The organism is Stenotrophomonas sp. YJH_SMC_25 (assembly GCF_059369595.1).
This window is the reverse complement of record NZ_JCAFSV010000018.1, coordinates 1-20,362: the sequence shown is the minus strand read 5'-3', so window position 1 is coordinate 20,362 and position 20,362 is coordinate 1. Positions and strand designations below refer to the sequence as shown.

Sequence of the window (20,362 nt, the reverse complement as noted above, 5' to 3'; positions counted from 1 at the left end):
CGGCACTACCAGGGTTCGTGGGGCTGCCGGCCAGCGGCCGGCACTACCCTGACTTACTTGCTGCTGACGTACTTCTCGCGGCGGATCTGCGGGTTGCCCAGGCCGGCGGCCTTCAGCAGCTCGGCACAGGCATCGACCATGTCCGGGTTGCCGCACAGGTAGGCGATGTCGGTGGCCGGGTCCGGCGTGAAGCCGGCCAGCGCCTGCTGCACATAGCCGTGCTGTACGTCCGGGTGCGGATCAGCCGGGAGTTCACGCGACAGGCACGGAACATAACGGAAGTTCGGGTGCTTTTCGGCGAAGCTGTAAAAATCTTCGCTGTACAGCAGTTCGCCCGGGCTGCGCGCGCCCTGCAACAGCACGATCTGCACACCGCGTTCGGCCATGGCCTTTTCCAGCAGCGGCAGCATCGAGCGGTACGGGGTAACGCCGGTACCGGTGGCGATCAGCAGGTAACGGGCGTTGTGGTCACCGGGATTCAGGCAGAACCGGCCATAGGGGCCGGACGCACTGATCTGGCCGCCCTGCTCCAGTGCCTCGAACAGGGCCGTGGCGGCGCCACCGGGCACGAAACTGACGGCGATATCCACCGCCTCGCCTGGGCCCAGCGCGTGGTCGTGGATGGTCGCCAGCGAGTAGCTGCGCTTGGTTTCGGTGCCGTCGGCGTAGCTGAAATGGACCTGGATGAACTGGCCGGGCTGGAAATCCAGCGGCTGCCCATCGTCACGCACGAACTGGTAGTGGCCGACGGTCGGGGCCAGCATGCGGCAGCCGACCAGCTTGAGGGGGAATTGAACAGGCACGACTTTTCGGGACAGTGTGTAGCCGGGGCAAGCCCTCGGGGTCTTCTATAATAGCCCCTCCCCGCCCCTCTCCAGCGCCAGCCCATGGGCGCGAAGGCTTCGAGCTTGGCATCCCAGAACGATACGGCGCCCGCCCTGCGCGTGCGCGACCTGCGCAAGACCTACGACAACGGCACCCAGGCCCTGAAGGGGGTTTCCCTGGAAGTGGCCCCGGGCGACTTCTTCGCCCTGCTCGGCCCCAATGGCGCCGGCAAGTCGACCCTGATCGGCATCATCAGCTCCCTGGTCAACCTCAGCGAGGGCCAGGTGGAAGTGTTCGGCAGCGACCTGGTGCGCAACCGCAGTGCCACCATGCGCCTGATCGGGCTGGTGCCTCAGGAAATCAACTTCAACCTGTTCGAGAAGCCGTTCGACATCCTGGTGAACTACGCTGGCTTCTATGGCGTACCGCGCGAGGAAGCCGAGCAGCGCGCCGAAGAGGAACTGAAGCGCGCCCACCTGTGGGAAAAGGCGCAGGTGATGAGCCGCACGCTGTCCGGCGGCATGAAGCGCCGGCTGATGATCGCCCGCGCGATGATGACCCGCCCGCGCCTGCTGATCCTGGACGAGCCGACCGCCGGCGTGGACATCGAGATCCGCCGCGACATGTGGCGCGTGCTGAAGGAGATCAATGCCGCAGGCACCACGATCATCCTTACCACGCACTACCTGGAAGAAGCCGAGTACCTGTGCCGCCACCTGGCGATCATCAACCATGGCCAGATCGTCGAGCAGGGGCCGATGCGCACCCTGCTGGCCAAGCTGGACGTGGAGGGCTTCCTGCTGGACATCGACGGTGACCTGCCGGCACAGCTGCCGGTGATCGAAGGTGCGACGCTGACCGCGCCGGACCCGCACACGCTGGACATCGACATGCCGCGCGCAATGGACCTCAACCGCGTGTTCGCCACGCTCAACGAGGCCGGTATCCGCGTGCGTTCGATGCGTACCAAGAGCAACCGCCTGGAGGAGCTGTTCGTGCGCCTCACCGGCAACCTGGAGAAGCCTGCATGAGCACCACCGAGCTGACCGACGGCCAGCGCAACCGCATCGCGCTGATGACCATCGTGCGCCGCGAAGTCGCCCGCATCATGCGCATCTGGGGCCAGACCCTGGTGCCACCGGCGATCACCATGACCCTGTACTTCCTGATCTTCGGCAACCTGATCGGGTCGCGCGTGGGTGACATGGGGGGCTACACCTACATGCAGTTCATCGTGCCGGGCCTGGTGATGATGAGCGTGATCCAGAACAGCTACGGCAACATCAGTTCCTCGTTCTTTGGCGCCAAGTTCGGCCGCCACGTGGAAGAACTGCTGGTCAGCCCGATGCCGAACTGGGTGATCCTGTGGGGCTACGTGGCCGGCGCCGTGCTGCGCGGCCTGATGGTGGGCGTGATCGTGCTGATCATCGCGATGTTCTTCACCCCGGTGCGCATCCCGCACCCGCTGGTGATGCTGACCACGGTGATCCTGGGCGCGACGATCTTCTCGCTGGCCGGCTTCATCAACGCGGTGTATGCGAAGAAGTTCGATGACGTGGCGATCGTGCCGACCTTCATCCTGACCCCGCTGACCTACCTGGGTGGCGTGTTCTATTCGGTGAAGCTGCTGCCGGGCTGGGCCGAAGCGGCCACGCACGCCAACCCGATCTTCTACATGGTCAACGCGTTCCGCTATGGCCTGCTGGGCAGCAGCGATGTACCGCTGCCGGTGGCCTACGGCCTGATGATCGGTTTCGTGGTGGTGCTGACGGCGTTGGCGCTGTGGCTGCTGCGTCGCGGCGTGGGCATGCGCAGCTGAGTTTTGCCTGCAGGGCCTGCGGCCCTGCACCCGCTGAATCAACGTCAACTTCAACGGCAAAAGCTGACTAGCCGGGGGATGGCGGGCTGGGTCCGGTTGCGGGGGACGCCGTAAACCCATCCTGGGGGCTTGGCCGCGGCATCCATGCCGCGGACACCCCCGCAACCGGACCCACCCCGCCTTCGACAGATTGCCGCTGCTGTTGGTGGGTGTCGACCTTGGTCGACACGATGGATCCACGCCATGCGTGGATGAAGCGTTCCAAGCCGATGCTCGGCTCTTTTCGTTCGGGATTGCGGCTAGGCTGTGGCGATGAAGATCACTTCCATTCCATTGGACAAGGCCGTGTCGGACGGCCCCATCGATGCCTTCAGCCATGCGTTGCTGGGCGATTCACCCACGCTGGATGAGGTGCTGGAATACCTGGCCTCGCGGCACGCGGCTGATCCCCGGTATCGCTACCTGTGCACGCTCGATGATGTCGGCCAATGCCGCTACACCAGCATGCATGCGTCCGACGACGCGCGCATCGCGCTGTACGAGGACGAAGATCCGGAAACCCCCGAAGGTGCATTGGCGGCACGCGAGCGTTTGCTGGCGCATGTGGTCGCGCAGCTCGAGCATTCCTCTCATCGGCTGGAATGGAGCGCGCTGGCGGGCACGCTGATGTGCAGCAACGAGGACATCGAGGCGCTGGTCGCCGCCAATGCAACGCCGGACCTCATCGTCGACGAGGTGGTCTGCGTGCAACAGGTGCCGGTGGACCGCGATGACCTGCTGATCGCCGCCCTGCCCAACGGTTACTTCAGCGCGGACTGGGACATCTTCCAGAATCACGCCCTGATCCGGCACCTGCAGGAGCACCATGGCTACCGCCTGTTCGGGCTTGGCGCATCGTGGCTCGGCTTCCAGCGCGACAGCGCGCCGTCGCCTGCACAGGCAAATGCGTTGGTCGCGGACCTGCAGCGCGTCTACGCGGCCGGAACGCATGACACGTGGTCAAAACTGGCTGCAACCCTGGCCACCCGCACCACACTGCTGTTGGGCTACACCGAAGACTTCAGCGAACAACTGCCCTGAGCACCGCTCTACACGAGCGAGCGCAGCGAGCGACCCGCCTCCGCTCCTGATCTGTTTTCCGTGGTGGCCGCACCCGGAAACTGTCAGGGGTCGTGTGCGATGGGCTCGCGGGGGTATCCGCGCCATGGATGGCGCGGCTAAGCCCCCAGGGGTGAGGGCGCTTTGCTTGCGAAGCATTGCTTCGCAAGCGCCCGAACGCACAGCCGCCAGCGGCTGGGCCGGACCGCGGAGCGGGGTTCACGGCGTCCCCCGCGAACCCATCGCACACGACCCAGCTCATGAAACCAACTGCGCGAACCACCACGAGGGGCTCCGCCGTTGGCCGCAATCTCCGGCACAATCGCAGACCTGATTCCCCAGAAAGCGGTGAACGTGCAATGCGCATCCTGATCCTCGGCGCCGGCGGTACCGGCGGTTACTTCGGTGGTCGCCTGGCCCAGGCCGGCGTGGACGTGACCTTCCTCGTGCGCCCCGCGCGCGCCGCCCAGCTGGACCGCGATGGCCTGGTCATCCGCAGCCCGCTCGGCGATGCCAGCTTCCCGGTGCAGCACGTCACCGCCGATGCGCTGCCCGCATTGGCTGCGCAGAAGCCGTTCGATCTGGTCATCCTCAGCTGCAAGGTCTACGACCTCGACGGCTCGATCGACGCCATTGCTCCAGCCGTGGGCGCGAACACCACCGTGCTGCCGATCCTCAACGGCCTGCACCACTACAACGCGCTGGACCTGCGCTTCGGCCGCGACGCCGTGCTCGGCGGCCTGTGCTTCATCAGCGCCACCAAGGCCCCCGACGGTGCGGTGCTGCACCTGGGCAAGCCGGCCAAGCTCACCTTCGGCGAGCGCGATGGCGGCGCGGCGTCCGCACGCGTGCGTGCCTTCGCCGCTGCCTGCGCGCAGGCCCATCTTGATCACCTGGCGAGCGAACACATCGGCCAGGAACAGTGGATCAAGTACACCTTCCTGACCGCGCTGGCCGCTGCTACCTGCCTGCTTCGCGCGGATATCGGCACCATCGTCGCCACCGATGATGGCGAGGCGATCGTGCGCGGCCTGTACGACGAATGCCTGGCCGTGGCCGAAGCTGCCGGTGAGCCGATTCCCGATGCCGCGCAGGACACCGCGCGCGGCACCCTCACCCAGGCCGGCTCTGCATTGAAGGCGTCGATGCTGCGGGATCTGGAAGCAGGCCAGCAGGTAGAGGCCGAACAGATCGTCGGCGACATGCTGGCGCGTGCACGCAAGGCCGATCAGGAAGCCCTGCTGCTGCAGGTCGCCTACAGCAGCCTGCAGGCCTACCAGGCACTGCGCGGCGCGTGAGCCTCCCGTTGCAGGCCGGCGCGCTGCCTATGCGGGTGCTGATCCTCGGTATGGGCTGGAGCGGATGCGTGCTGGCCCCGCATCTGCAGGCGCGGGGCGTGCACGTCGTCGGCACGGTGCGTAGCCCCTCGTCGGCGCCGGACGATGGCCTGCTGCGGCATCAGCTGCACGCTGACTCCCCACCGTCGCCCGCCCTGCTCGATGAGGTCGCGCAGGCCGAGGCCGTGCTGTGCAGCGTGCCGCCAGATGCCGCGGGCGACCCGGCACTGCGCCTGCTGCTGCCGGCTCTGCGGGCCAGCCCGGCACTGCGCTGGGTGGGCTATCTGTCGTCCACGTCGGTGTATGCCGATCGGGCCGGCGGCTGGGTTGACGAGCACAGCGCAGCCGATGCCACCGAAGCAGCCGGCGTGCAGCGCCTGCGTGCCGAAGCGCAATGGCGTGCGCTTGCAGAGGTACGTGGCATCGCTTCGGCGGTGTTCCGCCTGCCCGGCCTGTACGGGCCGGGGCGCAATGCGTTGCTGCAGCTGTCACAGGGCCGTGCCCGCCATGTGGTTCGGCCGGGCCTGGCGTTCAACCGCCTGCACGTAGAGGATCTTGCGGCAGTGATCGTCGCGGCGATGCAGCGACCGGTTGCGCAGGGGATATACCTGCCCAGCGATGACGAGCCGGCACCACCGCAGGATGTGCTGGCCTTCGCCGCGAAGCTGGGCGGGTTTGCGATGCCACCTGCCGTGGCCTGGGACGACCCTGCACTCAGCCCGACGCTACGCCGCTTCTACGAGAGCAACAAGCGCATCGACAGTCGTGGCACGCGTGAAGCGCTGGCGTGGCAGCCGCGCTTCCCCAGCTACCGTGAGGGCCTGCGCGACCTGCTCCGGTAGTGCCGGCCGCTGGCCGGCACCACGGTTGATTGCCGGCCAGCGACCGGCACTCCCATCAACCCGCGTCGGGCAGGCGGAAGAACGCACGCGTGGCGGCAGTGGCATTGGCCGCCGTCACTGCAACGTCCTCGCCACGGTCACGTGCCAGTTCTTCCACGATATGCGAGAGGAACATCGGTTCGTTGCGGCGGTCCTTCGGCATCGGCTTCAGCGTGCGTGGCAGCAGGTAGGGCGCATCGGTCTCGATCATCAGGCGGTTGGCCGGGATGTTCTTCACCAGTTCGCGAAGGTGCGCGCCACGGCGCTCATCGCACAGCCAGCCGGTGATGCCGATGTACCAGTCCTGGTCCAGGTAGTCGAACAGCTCGTCGCGTTCGCCGGTGAAGCAATGCACCACCGCCGGGCCGATGCGACCTTCGAAGTTCTTCATCTGTGCCATGAAATCGGCATGCGCGTCGCGCTGGTGCAGGAACAGCGGCTTGCCATTGTCCGCGGCCAGCTGCAACTGGCGCTCGAAGGCACGGTGCTGCGCCGGGCGCGGCGAGAAGTCACGGAAGTAGTCCAGCCCGCACTCACCCACCGCCACCACTTCCGGGTGGTCATGCAGCGCGCGCATCTCGGCATCACATTCCTCGGTGTACTCCACCGCATGATGCGGGTGCACGCCGGCGGTGGCATACAGAAAGCCCGGGTGCTGCTGCGCCAGCTGCACGGCCAGCGGCGAGTGCTCGCGGCTGGCACCGGTGATGACCATCTGCACCACGCCGGCCTGCCGTGCGCGGTCCAGCACGGCATCGCGGTCGCGGTCGAAGGAGTCGTGGGTCAGGTTGGCGCCGATATCGATCAGGTGCATGGTCATCGCGGGGGAAAAGTGCCCGCGCATTGTACCTGCGGCCGCCATGGCCCCTTATCCTTTGCCCATGAATGCCCCGCTCTTCCCGATTTCCCCGCTGCTGCCGCAGATCCAGCAGCACCTGGCCGTGCAGCCACGGCTGGTGCTGGAAGCCCCGCCCGGCGCCGGCAAGACCACCCAGGTACCACTGGCCCTGCTCGAAGCGCCATGGCTGCAAGGCCGGAAAATCATCCTGCTGGAGCCGCGCCGGGTCGCCGCACGCAGCGCCGCGCTGTTCATGGCACGGCAGCTGGGCGAAGAGGTCGGCGGCACGGTCGGCTACCGCATCCGCTTCGAGAACAAGGTCTCGGCACGCACCCGCATTGAAGTCGTCACCGAAGGCATCCTGACCCGCATGCTGCAGGACGACCCGATGCTGGAAGAAGTCGGTGCGATCCTGTTCGACGAATTCCACGAGCGCCATCTCAGCGGTGACCTCGGCCTGGCGCTGGCGCTGGACGTGCAGGCGCAGCTGCGCGATGACCTGCGACTGGTAGTGATGTCGGCCACGCTGGATGGCGAGCGCCTGGCACGCTTCCTCGATGCGCCGCGGCTGAGCAGCGAGGGCCGCAGCTACCCGGTGACGGTCAGCCATTTCCCGGCGCGCCGCGATGAGACGCTGGAGCTGCAGGTGCGCCGCGCGGTGCAGCAGGCCCTGGCCGATCACCCCGGTGACCTGCTGGTGTTCCTGCCCGGCCAGCGCGAGATCGCGCGGGTGCAGGCTGGACTGCAGGAATCGCTGGATGCCGGCGTCGAAGTACTGGCCCTGCATGGTGAGCTGCCGGTGGAACAGCAGGCGCGCGTGCTGCAGGCCGCCAGCGATGGCCGCCGCCGCGTGGTGCTGGCCACCAACGTGGCCGAGTCGTCGGTGACCCTGCCCGGCGTGCGCGTGGTGATCGACAGCGGCCAGGCACGCGAACCGCGCTACGACCCCAACAGCGGCTTCACCCGGCTGGACGTGGTGTCCATCGCCCAGGCGTCGGCCGACCAGCGCGCCGGTCGCGCCGGTCGCGTGGCCGAAGGCGTGGCCTGGCGGCTGTGGCCGCAGTCGCAGCGATTGGAGCCGCAGCGCCGCGCCGAGATCGACCAGGTGGAACTGGCCGGACTGGCACTGGAACTGGCCGCCTGGGGCAGCAGCGACCTGCGCTTCCTCGATGCGCCACCTGCCGGCCCGATGGGCGCCGCCCGCGAACTGCTGCAGCGGTTGGGCGCATTGTCCAGCAGTGGTGCGATCACCGCACTCGGCCGCCGCGTACTGGCGCTGGGTACGCACCCACGGATGGCGGCGATGCTGCTGGCCGCGCCCGATACACGTTCGCAGGCGCTGGCCGCCGATCTGGCCGCGCTGCTGGAAGCGCGCGATCCGCTGCGCCAGGGCGGTGACGCGCTGGCGAGCCGCTGGCGCGCACTGGCCGCGTTCCGCAATGGCCGCACACCGGGCGATGCCAACCGCAGCGGGCTGGCCGCCATCGATGCCGCCGCCAAGCAGTGGCGTCGCCGCCTGCGCTGCGAAGCCACGCCGCCGGCCAGCATCGAGGCCCATGAGCTGGGCGACCTGCTCGCTCACGCCTTCCCTGATCGGATCGGCTTCCAGCATCCCAGCGATCCACTGCGTTACCTGCTGGCCAATGGGCGCAGCGCGCGCCTGCACGAGCTGAGCGACCTGCGTGGCGAACCGTGGCTGGTGGCCAGCGAGCTTCGCTTTGAGGCACGCGATGCGCTGCTGCTGCGTGCCGCACCGGTGGACGAAGGCCAGCTGCGCAGGGCGTGGCCGGAGCGCTTCGTCACCGAAGACGTGGTGCGCTGGGACAGCGAGCGCCGCGCCCTGGTGGCCCTGCGCGAGACCCGTTTCGACCGGATCGTGTTGGACAGCCGCTCGGCCGGCCGGGTCGATCCGCAGCACGCCGCGCAGGCGCTGACCGATGCGGTGGCCGAGCTCGGCCTGCAGGCGCTGCCGTGGACCGAAGGCCTGCGCCAGTGGCAGGCACGGGTGGAATCGCTGCGCCGCTGGATGCCCGAGCTTGGCCTGCCCGACTGCAGCGACGACGCCCTGCTGGCCAACCGTGCGCAGTGGCTGCAGCCCGCGTTCGCCGGCAAGACGCGACTGGATGCGCTGGACGAATCCAGCTTCGGCGAAGCGCTGAAATCGCCACTGGAGTGGTCACAACGGCAGCTGGTCGAACGCCACGCACCGACCCGCATCACCGTGCCGTCCGGACTGGAGCGGCCGATCACCTATGCGCTGGACAGCGAGAGCGGCGATCCGCTGCCGCCGGTGCTGGCGGTGAAGCTGCAGGAACTGTTCGGCCTGGCCGACACGCCGCGCATCGCCGATGGCCGCGTGCCGCTGACCCTGCACCTGCTCTCCCCCGGTGGCCGCCCGCTGCAGGTCACCCAGGACCTGCGCAACTTCTGGGAAAGCACCTACGCCGAAGTGAAAAAGGAGATGAAGGGCCGTTACCCGCGCCACCCATGGCCGGATGATCCGTGGACGGCGACGGCCACGCACCGGGCCAAGCCGCGCGGAACCTGACGGGCGGGGTCGGATCCCATTGCATCGCGATGGGCTCTGACCCCAGGCGTGGCGCTGGGGTCAGAGCCGTTTCCCAACGGAAAGGGATCCGACCCACCCTGCCTGATCCTGAATGGCTACGCTAAAGTCACACCGCCTGCGTCCCCGACTGACATACCGTTTACGGGCAACACGCGACACTGGACTTCGACCCGAGGCAAAGGACCCCCGCATGAGCAAGCTGACCGTAATCACCGACCGCGCTCTGGAGCGCGCCTTGGAGCTGGCCCACACCGCCGGCGATGGCCTGAAGAGCGCCGGTGGCAGCCTGCGCAACGCGGACTGGATCAAGACCGGCGCCGCCCTCGGCGCAGTGAAGACCGGCGGCAAGGTCGCCACCAAGTTCGCCCGCCGCAACCCGGCCGTGACCATTGCCGCGGCTGCCGTCGGCGTCGGCCTGCTCGGCTATGCGCTGTACCGCAAGCAGCAGAAGAAGAAGGCTGCCAATGGCCACGTGGTGAATGGGCAGGCGCAGCGCATCAACGCACGCGACCGCCGCAACGACACCGTGGTGGACGAGCACAGCGATATCGGCAGCGACGCCTGAGTGTGACCGACCGGGTCAGAGCCCTTCCTGCGGAAGGGATCTGACCCCGAGTCAGGGCCGGATGCCGCGAGGTATCCGGCCTTTCTGTTTCAACCGATCTGCCGCCACTGCCCCGGCTGCAGGTCGTCCAGCCGGTAGGGCCCCATTGCCACCCGCACCAGCCGCAGCGTTGGCAGGTTCACTGCCGCGGTCATCCGCCGCACCTGGCGGTTGCGGCCCTCGCGGATCGTGATCGCCAGCCAGGCATCGGGCACGGTCTTGCGGAAGCGCACCGGCGGATCGCGTGTCCACAGCGACGGCGCCGGATCGAGGCGCTCGATCTTCGCCGGCAAGGTCGGCCCGTCATTCAGCTCCACCCCATCGCGCAGCCCTTGCAGCTGCTCATCGCTGGGCGTGCCTTCCACCTGCACCCAGTAGGTCTTATCGGCCTTGTGCCTGGGGTCGGTCAGCTTGTGCGCCAGCGTACCGTTATCCGTCAGCAGCAGCAGGCCTTCGCTGTCATGGTCCAGGCGACCGGCGGCATACACGCGCGGCGGCAGGCCGAACCCGGCCAGCGTCGGCCGCGGCGGTACGCTGCGGTCGGTGAACTGGCAGAGCACGTTGAAGGGCTTGTTGAAGGCGATCAGCATTGCGGGCACGGCAGTCGGCGGGTGGGGCATTGTCCCATTCCCGCATCGCCGCCGCGATCACCACTCAGCCGAAGACCTTCCTTTCCATCAACAGCGCAACGAGCACCACCACGGCGCCGCACGTGGCGGCAGCGTTGGCGCGATACCGTAGCCGCGCTACCGGTGGGCAGGCCCTGCGCGCACGTTCGTCCCACAGGCAGCCCACGAGCAGCACCGCAAAACCTGCCGCCGCCACGAGATCATGCACGTGACCCGCATGGAACACGAAGTCGTACAACCGCGGCAGCGCCATCAATGCGAAGGCGAAGTACAGCACTTTCTTCAACAGCACACTCCATTGGTGGCAGCGCCGGGCATTGCCCGGCCGCTACCCATTCCGCCCAACACCGCGCTGCGCGCTCACCAAGCACGGCCCGGCGCCCCGCTTTACGGCTTGATGAAGCGCAGGGTCATGCGGTCGCTTTCGCCGATCGCCTGGTACTTCGCCTCGTCGGCCTTGTCGTGCTGGTTAGTCGGCGGCAGCGTCCACACGCCGTTCGGGTGGTCCTTGGTGTCGCGCGGGTTGGCGTTGACCTCGCTGCGCGCGTCCAACCTGAAGCCGGCGGCCTCGGCCATCGCGATCACCTGCTGCTGGCCGACATAGCCGGTGTCATCGTCGTCGGCCACGTCGGCCTTGGCGCGGTGCTCGACCACGCCCAGCACGCCGCCCGGCTTGAGCACGTTGAAGAAGCCCTGGAACATGCCCTGCGCCTGGCCGGCCTTGCGCCAGTTGTGCACGTTGCGGAAGGTCAGCACCACATCGGCTGAACCGGCCGGGCCGAACACCGGCTTGGCCGGATCGTAGGCGACCACGGCAGTCTTGCCGAACTGTGCCGGTGCAGCGGCGTACTTCTTTTCCAGGCTGTCGCGGCTGCGCTGCTGGTAGTCACGGCCGCGGCCTTCGGGCACCGCCATCGGATCGACCACCGCAGCAACGTAGTGGCCCTTGTCGTGCAGCAGGGGCGCCAGGATCTCCGAGTACCAGCCGTTGCCGGGGGTGATCTCGATGACGGTCTTTTCCGGCGTCACCTTGAAGAACGACAGCGTCTGCGCCGGGTGGCGGAAGCCGTCGCGCTTGACGTTGTTGGCATCACGGGTGGGTGCCTTCACCGCCGCGTCGATGGCCGGCGACACCTGGATCTTCGCCGGCGCCACCGTGGCCGGTGCGGCGAACGCGGGAACAGCGGCAAACAGGGCCGAAGCAAGCAGCAGGCGGCAACCACGCAGGGACGAAGCAGGCATCATCGGAGCGACTCCAGCGGAAGATGCGGCGAGACTAGCAGCCGCGGCGTCCCAGGTGTTCACAAAACGTTAGCTGCGTGCGTATCGCGGAACACTGTTTTGTGGTCGCCGCCGCAGCACGGTCACACTACGCGTTTTATTCTGGAGCACTTCCCCCAAGGAGTCCGTGCCCATGACGGCAACCCGCGAACTGGGCCGTTCCGGCCTGCATGTACGTCCGCTCGCCTTCGGTGGCAACGTGTTCGGCTGGAGCGCCGATGAGAAGGCCAGCTTCGCCCTGCTCGATGCCTTCGTCGACGCCGGCTTCAACCTGGTCGACACCGCCGATGTGTATTCGGCCTGGGTGCCGGGCAATGCCGGCGGCGAATCGGAGACGCTGATCGGCAAGTGGTTTGCCCGCAGCGGCAAGCGCGACAAGGTGGTGCTGGCGACCAAGGTGGCCAAGTGGGCCGAACGCCCCGGCCTGACCCCGGACAACATCAATGCGGCGGTCGAGGATTCGCTGCGCCGCCTGCAGACCGACGTGATCGATCTGTACCAGGCCCACGAGGATGACGAGTCGACGCCGCTGGAAGCGACCCTGGCTGCATTCGGCCGGTTGATCGAAGCTGGCAAGGTGCGTGCGATCGGTGCTTCCAACTACAGCGCCACGCGCCTGGCCGATGCGCTGAAGGTGTCCACCGACTACAAGCTGCCGCGTTACGAAACCCTGCAGCCGGAGTACAACCTGTATGACCGCGCCGGCTACGAAAAGGAACTGGAACCGCTGGTGCAGCGCGAACAGATCGGCGTGATCGGCTACTACGCGCTGGCCAGTGGCTTCCTCAGCGGCAAGTACCGCACGCCGGCCGATGCGGCCAAGAGCCCGGCGCGTGGCGAGAACGTGGTGAAGCGCTATCTGAATCCGCGTGGCCTGCGCATCCTGCAGGCACTGGATGACGTGGCCAGCAAGCACAACGCCAGTGCCGCGCAGATCGCGCTGGCATGGCAGATCGCACGGCCGTCGATCACCGCGCCGATCGTCAGCGCCACCAGCGTCGAGCAGCTGCACGATCTGCTGGCGGCGGCCAACGTGTCGCTGAGCGTGCACGATGTCGCGCAGCTGGATGCCGCCAGCGCGGAAGCGTGAGGGCCGGTAGTGCCGGCCGCTGGCCGGCATTGCACACATACCGCAGAAAATAATTGAACAAAATGGTTGCGCACGACTAAATCGTGGTTTATCGTGCGCACCTCGTTTCAACAACCACTGGAAACTTCCCTTGAACGCGCATTCCGTCGCCATCGCCAAACTGCTGCCATGCCTGCGCATGGACGGGCCGGCGCGCGCGTTCGGCAAGGAAGACCAGCTGACAACGGCCTGATACCCGCCCTGCGGAGATCGGCCACCCCGATCTCCGAGGCCTGACGACGCCCTCGGAACGCAAGTCCCGGGGGCGTTTTCGTTTGCGTCGACACAAGGACCCGCGATGCCAGAACTGCACCCCGCGCGGCGACCCGCCGCTCACTGACCCAGGCTTTTCCCGCCCCGCCGAAGGATTTACTTCGCGCGACTGGCAGCGCCTGGACATTATCTGCATCGCATCAGAACATTATCGCTCGCCGATAATGTCGGTGGCCTGCACCCTCGATTATCCAACGGTCCCGTTTCAACCACGGGCTGGTGCGCGCGGCGTTGCCGTGGCGTATGCCGGAGGTCGCGGACATGCCATCGCCTGGATCGCCTGCTGGAGGCAGGCACCGGTTCGCCGGTACGCGGTTCGATTCCGCGCGGTCCCCAACTGGATAGCTCAGCTTGGTCAGAGCAACGGATCCGTAATCCGTCTGTCGTGGGTTCGATTCCCACTCCAAACCACATGACCTGTCACGTCATGACTTGAAGCAACACCCGGGGCGCAAGCCCCAGCGGCCATCGTCGCCGTCCACCGACATCGCCTTCGGGCAGGAACGTGGAAGGCAACGGACCTCACGCCGGGCCCCGGCCCGCCGCCACTGCCAGCCACGTTCCGCACCGGTGCTGCCTGCCGGGAACGACGATGGCAGCACTGCCGGCGCATCGAAGGCTCCGCGCGCGGACCGTCCGCCGATGGCCGCCCTCTTCCGCTGCCTGCACGTGATGTGCAGGCAGCCTCGCCACGACCGGATCGACCCGGGTCATGGCGATTCATCCGCAACGGGTCGAACCACCAGAGCCATACAAGGAGAGACTCCCATGTTCTGGACCATCAAGGTCGTGATCGGCGACGGCGAGCGCGGCCTGGTGTATCGCAACCGTCGTTTCCAGCAGATCCTGCTGCCGGGCGTGCACCGCCTGTCGCCGTTCGGCGGCCGGCCGCACGTGGACATCCACACTGCATCGGAGGGCGCGGCCTACACCGGCAGCGACCAGGACAGCCTGATCGAAGCGCTGGGCGCACAGCTGGACACGCACTTCGTGCTGGCCAACGTCGGCGCCAGCGAGGTCGGCCTGTTGCTGCGCAACGGCCGCATCGATGAAGTGCTGCCGCCGGGCAGCCGCCGTCTGTACTGGCGCGGTTCGGTCGATACCCAGGTGCAGGTAATGGCGTTGGGTGACGAGCCGCGCATTCCGGCCGACGTGCAGCAGCGGCTGGGTCAATTGGGCGTGCTGCCGCGTGTGGCGGTGATCAGCACGGTGCCGAGCGAGTCGGTCGGCCTGCTGTTCATCGATGGCACGCTGCGGCAGACGCTGGACGCCGGCCTGCACGCGTTCTGGAACTTCAACGGCAACGTGTCGGTGGAGCGTGTGGAACTGCGTGCACGTTCACTGGACGTGTCCGGCCAGGAACTGCTCAGCCGCGACAAGGTGACCCTGCGGGTGAACCTGGCCGCGACCGTGCAGGTGGTCGACCCGGTGCGTGCGCACCGCACGCTCAGCAATGCCGATGAGTTCGTCTACCGGCAGCTGCAGTTCGGCCTGCGCCAGGCAATTGCCGCGCGCAGCTTGGACGAGCTGCTGGGTGACAAGGCGGCACTGGACGGCGAGATCGCTGCGCATGTGCAGGCGGCGATCGAAGGCCACGGCGTGCGCTTGCTCGGCGTCGGCATCAAGGACGTGATCCTGCCGGGCGAGATGAAGGAGATCCTCAACGGCGTGGTGCTGGCCGAAAAGCAGGCCCAGGCCAGCGTGATCCGTCGCCGCGAGGAGGCCAACGCCACGCGTTCGCAGCTCAACACCGCAAAGCTGATCGAGGACAACCCGGTGCTGATGCGCTTGAAGGAGCTGGAGGCACTGGAGAAGGTCACCGAGAAGATCGACACGCTCACCGTGTTCGGCGGCCTGGATGGCGTGCTGAAGCAGCTGGTGACGATCAGGTAGGGGTAGCGGTGGCGCAGGGACGCGCCGCCGGCCCATCAATGACATTAAGGAAGACATGGACACTCAACAGAACTATCAATGGCTGCATGCCGAGGGCACCACGCCGATCAAGGGCTGGGTCAACGGTGTGCCGCTGGAAGCGCAGGCGCATGAGCAGCTGCGCAACATCGCTGCGATCCCGTTCGTCGGGCCGTGGGTGGCCGTGATGCCGGACGTGCACCTGGGCAAGGGCGCGACCGTAGGCTCGGTGATCCCGACCCGCGGGGCGATCATCCCGGCCGCGGTCGGCGTCGACATCGGCTGCGGCATGGCGGCGGTGCGTACCACGCTGCGCGCCGATGACCTGCCCGATGACCTGCGGCAGCTGCGCAACAGCATCGAGCGCAGCATCCCGGTCGGCAATGGCCGTGGCGGCGAGCATCACCGCATGCCCGACAGCATCCACACCCGGCTGGTGCAGTCCGGGCTGGCCGCCGGCCTGGAGAAGATCAAGGACAAGCACCGCCGCATCCGCACCGACAAGCTGGACCGCCAGCTGGGTACGCTGGGCGGCGGCAATCACTTCATCGAACTGTGCCTGGACGAGACGGACACGGTGTGGGTGATGCTGCACAGCGGCTCACGCGGTACCGGCAACCTGATCGGCACCTACTTCATCGAGAAGGCGCGCGAGGAACTGGCCCGGCGCGTGCTGGGCTTCCACCTGCCGGACAAGGACCTGGCGTTCTTCATGGAAGGCGAGCCGCTGTTCGATGACTACGTCGAAGCGGTGTCGTGGGCGCAGGACTACGCCCGGCAGAACCGCGAGGCGATGATGTCGCGCGTGCTGGCCGAGATGCGCCACCGGCTGCCGAAGTTCCAGCTGGCAGCGATGGCGGTGAACTGCCACCACAACTACGTGCAGAAGGAGATGCACAACGGCCAGGAACTGCTGGTGACGCGCAAGGGCGCGGTCAGCGCGCGTGAGGGCGAGCTGGGCATCATTCCCGGCAGCATGGGCACGCGCAGCTACATCGTGCGCGGCAAGGGCAACGCGGACAGCTTCCACAGCTGCAGCCACGGCGCCGGCCGGGTGATGAGCCGTGGCACGGCGCGCCAGCAGATCACGCTGGCCCAGCACCGCGAGGCCACCGCGCACGTGGAATGCCGCAAGGACAGTGGCGTGCTGGACGAGTCACCGGCCGCGTACAAGTCGATCGACGATGTGATGGCCGCGCAGCTGGACCTGGTCGACGTGGTGCACACGCTGCGGCAGGTGCTGTGCGTGAAGGGGTAATGGAGCGGTGCCGGCCAAGGCCGGCCTCTACCAGAGCAACACGTGGCGTCGGGGGTCAGATCCCTTTCTGCGAAAGGGATCTGACCCCGGCACATTCAGCGCGGCACGCTGTCCTCGGCCACCAGCGCATGGTGCACGCCGATGCCCGCGCGCACGCCTTCGGCCATGGCCAGGGTGATGTTGCCCACCGTGGTCGCATCGCCTGCGGCATACACGTTCGGCACCGAGGTCTGCTTCATCGCATCGACCTCGATCAGCACGCCCAGCGGGCTCTCGACCAACGTGCAGCCCAGCTGCTGCACCAATGGCGTGGCCATCGCCTGGGTGGCCGGCACGAACAACGCACGCTGGGCGATTCGGCGGCCGTCGGCCAGCTCCACTTCCAGCCAGGTCGGCTGGTCGCCCTGCACGCCCAGCACGGGCGACGTCTCGATCTGCACGCCGCGCTGCTGCATGGCAGCGCGTTCCTCATCCGTGATGTCCAGTCCCATGCTGAAGAACGTGACATTGCCCCAGTCCGCGAACAGCGGCGCCTTGCTGGCGGACATCGGATGACCACCAAGCAGGCCAATGGCACCACCACCCACTTCATAGCCATGACAGTACGGGCAGTGCAGCACGGTGCTGCCCCAGCGCTCGGCGAGGCCCGGCAACGCCGGCAACTGGTCGGCAATACCGCTGGCCAGCAGCAGCTTGCGCGCGGCCAGCACCTGGCCATCGGCGGTACGCACTTCCACGCCTTCGGCGCTGGCGGTGGCCTGCACGGCTTCGGCATGCACCCAACGCACCGTGGGGTAGTCCAGCAGCTGTTGGCGCGCCGTCTTCAGCAGCTCGGCGCCACTGATGCCATCCAGCCCGAGCACCCCGTGCGAATGACTGGCGAAACGGTTGCGCGGCGAACCGGCGTCGATGACGGTGACCGGGCGACGGGCACGGGCCAGGATCAGGCCGGCGGCAATGCCGGCATAGCTGCCGCCGACGATGAGCACGTCAGGATTCATGGTGACCTTCCAGGGAACGGTGATGGGCAAGATGGCGGGCGAAGTCGGCGCCGAGCTGATCCAGGGTGGTCGCCTGCAAGCGTTGTTCGAGCAGGCGCTGCGCCTCGCGTGCACCCTCGAGCAGGGCGCTGTTGACCAGCTGCTGGATCGGGCAGCCACCGCCGGAGTCGCGTGCGCCGACCTGGACCAGCGGTGGTGCGCCCACCGCCAGGTAGATGTCATGCAGGGTGATCGCCGCGGCGTCGCGTGCCAGCAGGCTGCCGCCGCCGTGGCCGCGGGTGCTGCGCACCAGGCCGGCCTTGTGCAGCTGTGCCAGCAGGCGACGGATCACCACCGGATGCGTCGGCAGGCAGGTCGCCAGCTGCTCGGACGTACGCGGGGCGGCATGGCCGACCAGGTGCGCCATCACATGCAGGGCGTCGGACAGTGGATTTGCGGATTTCATGTAACAACGATAGTTACATTTAAATTCTCTGTCGAGGGTCTTCTTTCGTTCCATATGGACACATTTGTCCTATGAAACATCTCCTTCACATCACTAAACGAAACGGTAATGTGATGAGTGTCGCACTTCAGACGCTTGGGGACAGGTCGATACCGCATTGCCCCTTCCCGAGAGTCCCTTCCATGAAAGCGTCTGTCCGTGCTCCGCGCCTGCAGTCCAAGCTGCTCGGCGCGGTTTCCGTTGGTCTGGCCGTGGTCCTGCTGTGCGCATTGGCGGGCCTGGCCTCCGCCTGGTTGAAGCTGTCCACCGAGGTTCCACCCGAAGTCGCGCACAGCCGCGACGCCGAACGCCTGCAGCGCGAGTTCCGCGGCCAGGTGCAGGAATGGAAGAACGTGCTGCTGCGCGGCCACGACGACGCGCTGCGCCAGCGCCATCTGGACGCCTTCGACAGCGAGGGCCGCCTGGTCGAGCAGCTGGCCAGGGGCCTCGTAGCCAGCCCGGACATACGCACGCGCGAACTGGCACAGTCCTTCATCGGCCTGCACACGCAGCTGCAGAAGGACTACCACGCCGCCCTGCAGGCGTTTGCGGAAGCCGGCTACGATCCCGCCGCCGGCGACAACCTGGTGCGTGGCAAGGACCGCCCGGTGGCGACCGCACTGGATGCGCTGAGCACGCATGCCACGCAGGTGGCCGAAGCAACCGTAGCGGCGCGGTCGCAGCAGGCGCGGCAGACCCTGCTGCTGTGCGCGGCGCTGACCGTGCTGGCCGCCGTGTTGCTGCTGATGGGCCTGGCCTGGTGGCTGCGGCGCGCGGTGGTGCAGCCGGTGCTGGCGGTGGAAGCCGCTGCGCGTGCCGTGGCCGCCGGTGATCTGCAGCACGTGGTGCAGGTGCGCAGCCGCGACGAGATCGGTCGCCTCGCGCAGGCGATGCAGGCGGTGCAGTCCACGCTGCGCGGCGTACTGGACGCACAGGCGACGATGGCGCAGGCGCATGACGCCGGCACCATCAGCCATCGCATGGATGCCAGTGCGTTCCCGGGCGCGTTCGGCACCATGGTGGCCGACTGCAACACGCTGGTTGACGCGCACATCCAGGTGAAGATGCGCGCGATCTCGATCATGGGCCGCTATGCCGTCGGTGACCTCAGCCAGGACATGGAACGCCTGCCCGGCGAAAAGGCCGTGATCACCAACGCGTTGGATACGGCCAAGGCCAATCTCGGCATGATCAACGGCGAGATCCGCCGCCTGGCCGAAGCCGCCGCCGCCGGTGACTTCGGCCAGCGCGGCGACAGCGCACGCTTCGAGCATGATTTCCGCGCAATGGTCGACGGCTTGAACCGATTGATGCAGACCACCGAACTGAACCTCGGCGAGGTCTCCAGCATGCTGCGCGCGATTGCCGATGGCCGCCTCGGCGCGCGCATGCACGGTGATTTCCAGGGCGTGTTCGCGCGTATCGCCGGCGACGCCAACACCACCGCTACGCAGCTGGCAACCATCGTCACCGACATCAAGCACGCCTCCGGCAACATTCACACGGCGGCGGCGGAGATCGCCGCCGGCAACAACGATCTGTCGCGCCGTACCGAACAACAGGCCGCCAACCTGGAAGAGACGGCGGCATCGATGGAGGAACTGACCTCCACCGTGCGCCAGAACGCCGAGCATGCGCGCCAGGCCAACCAGCTGGCGATCGGCGCGCACACCGTTGCCTCTCACGGCGGCAGCGTGGTCGGCCAGGTGGTGACGACGATGGGCGCGATCGAAACCTCGTCGCGGCAGATCGCCGAGATCATCAGCGTGATCGACGGCATCGCCTTCCAGACCAACATCCTGGCGCTGAACGCCGCGGTGGAAGCGGCACGCGCCGGCGAGCAGGGCCGCGGCTTCGCGGTGGTTGCCAGCGAAGTGCGCACCCTGGCACAGCGTTCGGCGGCAGCCGCGAAGGAGATCAAGGCGTTGATCGAAGCGTCGGTGGAACAGGTCGGCCACGGTGCACGGCGCGTGCGCGAGGCCGGTGACACCATGGCCGAGATCGTGGCGTCGGTGCAGCGCGTCACCGACATCATGGCCGAGATCTCCGCCGCCTCGCAGGAGCAGAGCGCGGGCATCGAACAGGTCAGCCAGACGGTGATCCAGATGGACGGCACCACCCAGCAGAATGCCGCGCTGGTGGAGGAAGCCAGCGCCGCCGCGCGCAGCCTGGAGCAGCAGGCGAACCGGTTGATCGACGCGGTGGATGTGTTCGATCTGTCGACCACCGCCGCAGCGAAGGACGCGCTGGCGCGCGCGGCCTGATTGATCCGGTTGCCGGCCAGCGGCCGGCAACCCCACCACCACATGGGTAGCGCCCGACCGTTGGTCGGGCGATGGCAGGGGCCGTGCGGACCAACGGTCCGCACCCACCGTAACCTGCGGTAGTGCCGGCCGCTGGCCGGCAACCCCACCACCACATGGGT

Annotated in this window: 18 protein-coding genes and 1 tRNA gene; 12 read left to right on the top strand and 7 right to left on the bottom strand. The window is 67.4% G+C overall.

Annotated elements, in window-relative coordinates; all coding sequences use genetic code 11:
• Positions 1 to 53: 53 nt before the first annotated feature.
• Positions 54 to 803, bottom strand: a complete 750-nt coding sequence (locus AC5P7E_RS18905) for a ferredoxin--NADP reductase (RefSeq protein WP_024958208.1) — start codon at positions 801 to 803, stop codon at positions 54 to 56.
• A gap of 84 nt (positions 804 to 887) precedes the next feature.
• Between AC5P7E_RS18905 and AC5P7E_RS18900 the strand changes: the two genes are divergently transcribed.
• From AC5P7E_RS18900 to AC5P7E_RS18880, 5 genes are all read left to right on the top strand, one after another.
• Positions 888 to 1,856: an ABC transporter ATP-binding protein gene (locus AC5P7E_RS18900; RefSeq protein WP_005411567.1), complete on the top strand. Its 969-nt coding sequence runs from the start codon at positions 888 to 890 to the stop codon at positions 1,854 to 1,856.
• Complete coding sequence (locus AC5P7E_RS18895; RefSeq protein ID WP_005411568.1) at positions 1,853 to 2,644, top strand: ABC transporter permease; 792 nt, start codon at positions 1,853 to 1,855, stop codon at positions 2,642 to 2,644. The genes AC5P7E_RS18900 and AC5P7E_RS18895 overlap by 4 nt, the downstream gene beginning before the upstream one ends.
• A 312-nt stretch (positions 2,645 to 2,956) precedes the next feature.
• Positions 2,957 to 3,724 carry a hypothetical protein gene (locus AC5P7E_RS18890; RefSeq protein ID WP_099473840.1) on the top strand — a complete coding sequence of 256 codons (768 nt, stop codon included), beginning with the start codon at positions 2,957 to 2,959 and terminating at the stop codon, positions 3,722 to 3,724.
• A 377-nt stretch (positions 3,725 to 4,101) separates the two neighbouring features.
• On the top strand, positions 4,102 to 5,040 hold the full coding sequence (gene panE, locus AC5P7E_RS18885) for a 2-dehydropantoate 2-reductase (protein WP_114619043.1): 939 nt from the start codon (positions 4,102 to 4,104) through the stop codon (positions 5,038 to 5,040).
• Positions 5,041 to 5,069: 29 nt separating this feature from the next.
• Complete coding sequence (locus tag AC5P7E_RS18880) at positions 5,070 to 5,921, top strand: Rossmann-fold NAD(P)-binding domain-containing protein (protein WP_180882446.1); 852 nt, start codon at positions 5,070 to 5,072, stop codon at positions 5,919 to 5,921.
• Between the two features lie 55 nt (positions 5,922 to 5,976).
• Here AC5P7E_RS18880 and AC5P7E_RS18875 read toward each other — a convergent pair whose 3' ends face one another.
• Positions 5,977 to 6,774 (bottom strand): TatD family hydrolase, encoded by a 798-nt coding sequence (locus tag AC5P7E_RS18875; protein WP_043034484.1) that lies wholly within the window; start codon positions 6,772 to 6,774, stop codon positions 5,977 to 5,979.
• Positions 6,775 to 6,841: 67 nt separating this feature from the next.
• Here AC5P7E_RS18875 and hrpB point away from each other — a divergent pair, with 67 nt between their 5' ends.
• Both hrpB and AC5P7E_RS18865 read left to right on the top strand, forming a co-directional pair.
• Positions 6,842 to 9,346, top strand: a complete 2,505-nt coding sequence (hrpB, locus tag AC5P7E_RS18870) for an ATP-dependent helicase HrpB (RefSeq protein ID WP_099473844.1) — start codon at positions 6,842 to 6,844, stop codon at positions 9,344 to 9,346.
• A gap of 211 nt (positions 9,347 to 9,557) precedes the next feature.
• Positions 9,558 to 9,932 carry a hypothetical protein gene (locus AC5P7E_RS18865; RefSeq protein WP_005411574.1) on the top strand — a complete coding sequence of 125 codons (375 nt, stop codon included), beginning with the start codon at positions 9,558 to 9,560 and terminating at the stop codon, positions 9,930 to 9,932.
• A gap of 89 nt (positions 9,933 to 10,021) precedes the next feature.
• Here the strand turns inward: AC5P7E_RS18865 and AC5P7E_RS18860 are convergent, their stop codons facing one another.
• The 3 genes from AC5P7E_RS18860 to AC5P7E_RS18850 form a co-directional block, all read right to left on the bottom strand.
• Positions 10,022 to 10,561, bottom strand: a complete 540-nt coding sequence (locus tag AC5P7E_RS18860) for a pseudouridine synthase (protein WP_032966114.1) — start codon at positions 10,559 to 10,561, stop codon at positions 10,022 to 10,024.
• Between the two features lie 64 nt (positions 10,562 to 10,625).
• Positions 10,626 to 10,892, bottom strand: a complete 267-nt coding sequence (locus AC5P7E_RS18855) for a hypothetical protein (protein WP_012481577.1) — start codon at positions 10,890 to 10,892, stop codon at positions 10,626 to 10,628.
• 95 nt (positions 10,893 to 10,987) lie between these two features.
• On the bottom strand, positions 10,988 to 11,845 hold the full coding sequence (locus AC5P7E_RS18850; RefSeq protein ID WP_005411577.1) for a class I SAM-dependent methyltransferase: 858 nt from the start codon (positions 11,843 to 11,845) through the stop codon (positions 10,988 to 10,990).
• Positions 11,846 to 12,014: 169 nt separating this feature from the next.
• Here AC5P7E_RS18850 and AC5P7E_RS18845 point away from each other — a divergent pair, with 169 nt between their 5' ends.
• The 4 genes from AC5P7E_RS18845 (at position 12,015) to AC5P7E_RS18830 (ending at position 16,452) form a co-directional block, all read left to right on the top strand.
• Complete coding sequence (locus tag AC5P7E_RS18845; RefSeq protein ID WP_049397671.1) at positions 12,015 to 12,971, top strand: aldo/keto reductase; 957 nt, start codon at positions 12,015 to 12,017, stop codon at positions 12,969 to 12,971.
• A gap of 649 nt (positions 12,972 to 13,620) precedes the next feature.
• Positions 13,621 to 13,694 (top strand) — tRNA-Thr (locus tag AC5P7E_RS18840).
• A gap of 357 nt (positions 13,695 to 14,051) precedes the next feature.
• Positions 14,052 to 15,176 (top strand): slipin family protein, encoded by a 1,125-nt coding sequence (locus tag AC5P7E_RS18835; protein WP_329761736.1) that lies wholly within the window; start codon positions 14,052 to 14,054, stop codon positions 15,174 to 15,176.
• A gap of 55 nt (positions 15,177 to 15,231) precedes the next feature.
• The gene (locus AC5P7E_RS18830; protein ID WP_076739692.1) at positions 15,232 to 16,452 is read left to right on the top strand and encodes an RtcB family protein; all 1,221 of its coding nucleotides are present in this window, start codon (positions 15,232 to 15,234) and stop codon (positions 16,450 to 16,452) included.
• Positions 16,453 to 16,547: 95 nt separating this feature from the next.
• On the opposite strand, the gene AC5P7E_RS18825 is transcribed toward AC5P7E_RS18830, so the two are convergent.
• Together AC5P7E_RS18825 and AC5P7E_RS18820 are read right to left on the bottom strand one after the other, a co-directional pair.
• Positions 16,548 to 17,453 carry an NAD(P)/FAD-dependent oxidoreductase gene (locus AC5P7E_RS18825; protein WP_005411581.1) on the bottom strand — a complete coding sequence of 302 codons (906 nt, stop codon included), beginning with the start codon at positions 17,451 to 17,453 and terminating at the stop codon, positions 16,548 to 16,550.
• The gene (locus tag AC5P7E_RS18820; protein ID WP_114619044.1) at positions 17,443 to 17,898 is read right to left on the bottom strand and encodes an Rrf2 family transcriptional regulator; all 456 of its coding nucleotides are present in this window, start codon (positions 17,896 to 17,898) and stop codon (positions 17,443 to 17,445) included. The genes AC5P7E_RS18825 and AC5P7E_RS18820 overlap by 11 nt, the downstream gene beginning before the upstream one ends.
• A 182-nt stretch (positions 17,899 to 18,080) precedes the next feature.
• On the opposite strand from AC5P7E_RS18820, the gene AC5P7E_RS18815 reads away from it, so the two are divergent.
• Entirely contained in the window at positions 18,081 to 20,201 is a 2,121-nt protein-coding gene (locus AC5P7E_RS18815; RefSeq protein WP_043034463.1) for a methyl-accepting chemotaxis protein, read from the top strand.
• The last annotated feature ends 161 nt before the right edge of the window (positions 20,202 to 20,362 follow it).

Coding starts and splice junctions, on each gene's coding strand:
- AC5P7E_RS18900 (WP_005411567.1), top strand. CDS start 888: ATGGGCGCGAAGGCTTCGAGCTTGGCATCCCAGAACGATACGGCGCCC.
- AC5P7E_RS18895 (WP_005411568.1), top strand. CDS start 1,853: ATGAGCACCACCGAGCTGACCGACGGCCAGCGCAACCGCATCGCGCTG.
- AC5P7E_RS18890 (WP_099473840.1), top strand. CDS start 2,957: ATGAAGATCACTTCCATTCCATTGGACAAGGCCGTGTCGGACGGCCCC.
- panE (WP_114619043.1), top strand. CDS start 4,102: ATGCGCATCCTGATCCTCGGCGCCGGCGGTACCGGCGGTTACTTCGGT.
- AC5P7E_RS18880 (WP_180882446.1), top strand. CDS start 5,070: ATGCGGGTGCTGATCCTCGGTATGGGCTGGAGCGGATGCGTGCTGGCC.
- AC5P7E_RS18875 (WP_043034484.1), bottom strand. CDS start 6,774: ATGCACCTGATCGATATCGGCGCCAACCTGACCCACGACTCCTTCGAC.
- hrpB (WP_099473844.1), top strand. CDS start 6,842: ATGAATGCCCCGCTCTTCCCGATTTCCCCGCTGCTGCCGCAGATCCAG.
- AC5P7E_RS18865 (WP_005411574.1), top strand. CDS start 9,558: ATGAGCAAGCTGACCGTAATCACCGACCGCGCTCTGGAGCGCGCCTTG.
- AC5P7E_RS18860 (WP_032966114.1), bottom strand. CDS start 10,561: ATGCTGATCGCCTTCAACAAGCCCTTCAACGTGCTCTGCCAGTTCACC.
- AC5P7E_RS18850 (WP_005411577.1), bottom strand. CDS start 11,845: ATGATGCCTGCTTCGTCCCTGCGTGGTTGCCGCCTGCTGCTTGCTTCG.
- AC5P7E_RS18845 (WP_049397671.1), top strand. CDS start 12,015: ATGACGGCAACCCGCGAACTGGGCCGTTCCGGCCTGCATGTACGTCCG.
- AC5P7E_RS18835 (WP_329761736.1), top strand. CDS start 14,052: ATGTTCTGGACCATCAAGGTCGTGATCGGCGACGGCGAGCGCGGCCTG.
- AC5P7E_RS18830 (WP_076739692.1), top strand. CDS start 15,232: ATGGACACTCAACAGAACTATCAATGGCTGCATGCCGAGGGCACCACG.
- AC5P7E_RS18825 (WP_005411581.1), bottom strand. CDS start 17,453: ATGAATCCTGACGTGCTCATCGTCGGCGGCAGCTATGCCGGCATTGCC.
- AC5P7E_RS18820 (WP_114619044.1), bottom strand. CDS start 17,898: ATGAAATCCGCAAATCCACTGTCCGACGCCCTGCATGTGATGGCGCAC.
- AC5P7E_RS18815 (WP_043034463.1), top strand. CDS start 18,081: ATGAAAGCGTCTGTCCGTGCTCCGCGCCTGCAGTCCAAGCTGCTCGGC.